Annotated in this window: 3 protein-coding genes; 2 read left to right on the forward strand and 1 reads right to left on the reverse strand. The window is 34.9% G+C overall.

What is annotated here, in order from left to right; translation table 11 throughout:
• Positions 1 to 70: 70 nt before the first annotated feature.
• Positions 71 to 928 (reverse strand): hypothetical protein, encoded by an 858-nt coding sequence (locus ACH2CJ_RS10395; RefSeq protein ID WP_394992682.1) that lies wholly within the window; start codon positions 926 to 928, stop codon positions 71 to 73.
• A 357-nt stretch (positions 929 to 1285) separates the two neighbouring features.
• On the opposite strand from ACH2CJ_RS10395, the gene ACH2CJ_RS10400 reads away from it, so the two are divergent.
• Both ACH2CJ_RS10400 and plsY read left to right on the forward strand, forming a co-directional pair.
• Positions 1286 to 3151 (forward strand): glycogen synthase, encoded by a 1866-nt coding sequence (locus tag ACH2CJ_RS10400; protein WP_394992684.1) that lies wholly within the window; start codon positions 1286 to 1288, stop codon positions 3149 to 3151.
• 148 nt (positions 3152 to 3299) lie between these two features.
• Entirely contained in the window at positions 3300 to 3911 is a 612-nt protein-coding gene (plsY, locus tag ACH2CJ_RS10405) for a glycerol-3-phosphate 1-O-acyltransferase PlsY (protein ID WP_394992686.1), read from the forward strand.
• Positions 3912 to 4157 lie beyond the last annotated feature (246 nt).

A 4157-nucleotide genomic window follows, 5' to 3' on the forward strand; every position in this document is an offset into this window, starting at 1 on the left:
AGAGAAAATTTGATGTTTACAGCTTGTTCAATGTATAATTTTAGACTGGATTGTCAGAAAATTATACTAATCAAAGAAAAAATATGTTAAAAATGTCTACTGCTTTTGAGGTTAAGAGTTTATTTTTTGTTTCGTAGGTTTCTTCCCAACCTACAATCTGATGTGGAAACTCTTTTTCAAAAAATATGCTCAAATCTCTCTTACTTTCGGGGTAACTAATCTTATAATGGATAAGACTCTGACCTCTAAAAGTAGAATCGCCAGCATAAGGTTCTAAGCTAATTTTGGCCATTTCGGCTTGAATTTTCCTGTGGCGAAGACGTAAGGATGTCATGCTTGGAATAACAAACATATTGCCAGTTGGTAGTTCTTCTATCGACAAAAGACGGATTTTGGCCCATAATTCATCCTCTAAAACAGCATTATCAATATGGCTTTCTTCTTCTACTTCTTCTTCAAAATATGATTTTCCAAGTAGTTGATAGCCATTTTGTCGGTAATTTAATTGTAAAAAGCTTTGTCCACACCATTCTTGATTCGTATTGGTAACTTTCAAAGTTGAAGGAAACGTGTTCGTTTGTACAGGCGTGAAAACTGAGGTGTACATCGAGTAATCATAAATTCCTGTAACAAACTTTTTGATAAAGTTCAGTTTCAGAACCGTCGTAGCAAGTTCTTTATTATCCGATTCTAATTTCACTTGTTTATCCAACCGAAAATCTTCGGTTACAAATATCATGATTGCCTCGCCTTTATTCAATTTTCCATATTGGGCTTGTTGCAAATCATAACTACTAATTTCTGCATTTCCTTTATACCAATATTCTCTAAACCACTCACTATCAGATACTTGTGATTTTTTTTGAGAGTTTTTTTCATCGCACGAAGCCAATAATAAAAAAATAACGATTACACTGTAATATTTCATAAATGTTTTGTTGCCAAATGTCCCCCAAATTTAAGAAAATACTTTGGTATAGAGGAATTACACCAAAATTTAAGATTTTATAACAATTCCTTCCACGAAAAACTAAACACCATAATAAAAAACGTAAAAAACCATCAATCAGTATTTTGAGCGTTCAGAGATAAAAAAATAATGAATATTTACTGAACGAAAGGATGAATGTGATAGCTTTGTTACAAGAAAATTAAGCAAAAAATACGTCAAATCTTAAAAATCTTTTAATCGCAGCTAAAATGTTTGAAAAATTAAATTTTTTATTGCTATTATTAAATTTTTTAGCCTAATTCACCTCTTAGTTATCACTAATTTTTAACCCTCATGGCAACCACCCCAAAACTTAAAAAAGAATCAGAAGAAACTGTTAGCATCAAGCCACGTGAACAAAAGAAGCCGATGTTGATGGAAATTGCTTGGGAAGTCTGTAACCAAGTTGGTGGGATTTACACTGTTATTCGTTCAAAAGTGCCTTCAATGGTTGAGCAGTGGGGCGAAAACTATTGTTTAGTTGGCCCGTATTTTCCGAGTACTGCACTGATAGAGTTTGAGCCTATTGAAGACCTCGACGAATCTCCATTTGGCAAAATAGTAAAGAAAATGCAACAGATGGGCTATGAGGTTCATTATGGGCGTTGGTTAGTAACAGGCAAGCCAAAAATCGTTTTGTTTGATTTTAAAAACTTACTGAAAAATAGTAATGATTTCAAGCATAATCTTTGGGAAAAACACCAAATCTCGACTTTAAATGCCGACCCCTTAGTTGACCAAGTAATTGTTTTGGGCGAAATGATTCGTGTATTCTTGACCGAATTTGGCGAGACCTATGGCAATAAAAATGATATTATCGCCCATTTCCATGAGTGGATGGTTGCTACTCCTTTGATTGATATTCGTACTGATAAAGTGCCAATTTCAACAGTTTTTACTACTCATGCAACCATGCTTGGGCGTTATATTGCAGGAAATGAAGCTGATTTTTACGAAAAACTTTCTTCTTATAATTGGGAAGTAGAGGCCAAGCATTATGGCATAGAAGCTCAAGCAAAAATTGAGCGTTTAGCAGCTCAGAAATCACATGTTTTGACTACGGTAAGCGATGTAACTGCCAAAGAATGTGAAGTATTTTTTGGTCGAACTTGTGATTTGATTTTGCCTAATGGTTTGAACGTTACTCGTTTTGCCGCAACTCACGAGTTTCAGAACTTACACTTGAAATACAAAGAAAAAATCCACCAGTTTGTGATGGGGCATTTCTTTCAAAGTTATTCTTGGGATTTGGATAATACTTTATACTTTTTCACATCAGGACGTTATGAATTTAGAAACAAAGGCTACGATTTGACCCTCGAAGCCTTGAAACGACTAAACTTTAAATTAGTACAGGCTGGCATAGATACAACTGTTGTGATGTTTATTATCACCAAAAATCCTGTACATTCGATAAACCCAGAAGTGTTACAATCAAGGGCGGTAATGGAGGAAATTCGCCAAACTTGTGAGTCGATAGAAAAGCAAGTAGGAGAGCATTTATTTCATGCTTCGGCTTCCAATGATAATCCTAATCTACCAGATTTGAATGAATTTGTGGACGAATATTGGCGTTTGCGATTACGCCGTACGATTCAGACTTGGAAAACCAAAAAGCTTCCTCAAACAGTTACTCATTTACTTAAACAAGAAGATGAAATTACAGAATATTTAAAAGAAACCAATTTGCTAAATCATCAGCAAGACCGAGTGAAATTTGTTTACCATCCAGATTTTATTTCGCCAACTAATCCACTTTTTGGCATGGAATATAGTCAGTTTGTAAGAGGGTGTCATTTGGGGGTTTTTCCGAGCTATTATGAGCCATGGGGCTATACACCTTTAGAATGCGTTGTTCGTGGAATTCCAACAGTAACGAGTGATTTGTCGGGCTTTGGCGATTTTATGATACAATTAATGAAAGATTATGACAGCGTTGGTGTGTATGTGGTGAATCGCAAAAAGAAAAGTTACGACAAAGCAGCCGACCAATTGGCAGATATACTCTTCAAATTTGTAACCATGAATCGCCGTGACCGTATCACCCAAAGAAACCGAGTGGAGAATATTTCAGAAGTATTTGACTGGACAAATCTACGGTCATATTATGATACAGCACATGATTTAGCTCTAAAACGAAAGGGTATAACGAGAATGTAGCATTTAATATACAATTTTTAAAATACTTTAAAACGCATAAATAACTAATAGTCAGTTGTTTATGCGTTTTTTATCATAATAGCAACTTGAAATATCACAATTTTTTATAATTTTGTACTTTCAGAAATCTATTCATCAACATCTACAAATGACTTTAATTGTTGCGAGTGCTATTTTTGCCTATTTGTTAGGGTCTATACCCTCGGCCGTTTGGTACGGTAAAATCTTTCACGGAGTCGACATTCGCCAGCATGGAAGCGGCAATGCAGGAGCAACTAACTCTCTCCGTATTTTTGGTAAAAAAGCAGGAATCATTGTATTGATTTTTGATTTTCTCAAAGGTTTTCTTGCTGTTTCTCTGATCCCATATTTTTTAAAAAGTGATAATGAACTACTTCCAATGGTTATGGGGATTTTGGTCGTTTTGGGTCATATTTATCCAGTTTTTTCTCAATTTCGTGGAGGAAAAGGAGTGGCTACTGCCATAGGAGTAGTGGTGGCGGTGCTTCCGATGGCTGCGTTGGGTTGTATTGCTGTTTTTATTCTCACAGTTTTTCTGACCAAATATGTTTCTTTGGGGTCGCTTTTGGGGGCATTGGCTTTTCCTGTTCAAGTTTCTTTGAAACTGTGGAATGATATTTCTGACCCCTATTATATTGCTTTGGCTTGGCTATTCTTCATTATTTTGGCCTATACTCACCGACAAAATATTCAGAGATTAATCAAAGGAACAGAAAGCAAATTTGGTGTGAAGAAATAATGTACTAACTTTATAAATCAATCACAAACTTAAATACAGAAGCGATTTAAAGTTATTTTTTTAGAAGCCAAGCCCGAAAATTTACTGTTTGAGCGATAGCGAGTTTAAATCTTCTTGAATTTTTTGTTACTTTTTGTTTCAAGACAAAAAGTAAGGCTAAGATAAAAGCAATAATCAGCGAATTTGTAAAAGTTTAAGCATGCTCTGAATAAGCAATAAAGTTAATGAATGAAAAAGACAAATTTC

This window comes from Emticicia sp. (assembly GCF_043780375.1).
Taxonomy (GTDB): Bacteria; Bacteroidota; Bacteroidia; order Cytophagales; family Spirosomataceae; genus Emticicia.

Coding starts and splice junctions, on each gene's coding strand:
- plsY (WP_394992686.1), top strand. CDS start 3,300: ATGACTTTAATTGTTGCGAGTGCTATTTTTGCCTATTTGTTAGGGTCT.
- ACH2CJ_RS10395 (WP_394992682.1), bottom strand. CDS start 928: ATGAAATATTACAGTGTAATCGTTATTTTTTTATTATTGGCTTCGTGC.
- ACH2CJ_RS10400 (WP_394992684.1), top strand. CDS start 1,286: ATGGCAACCACCCCAAAACTTAAAAAAGAATCAGAAGAAACTGTTAGC.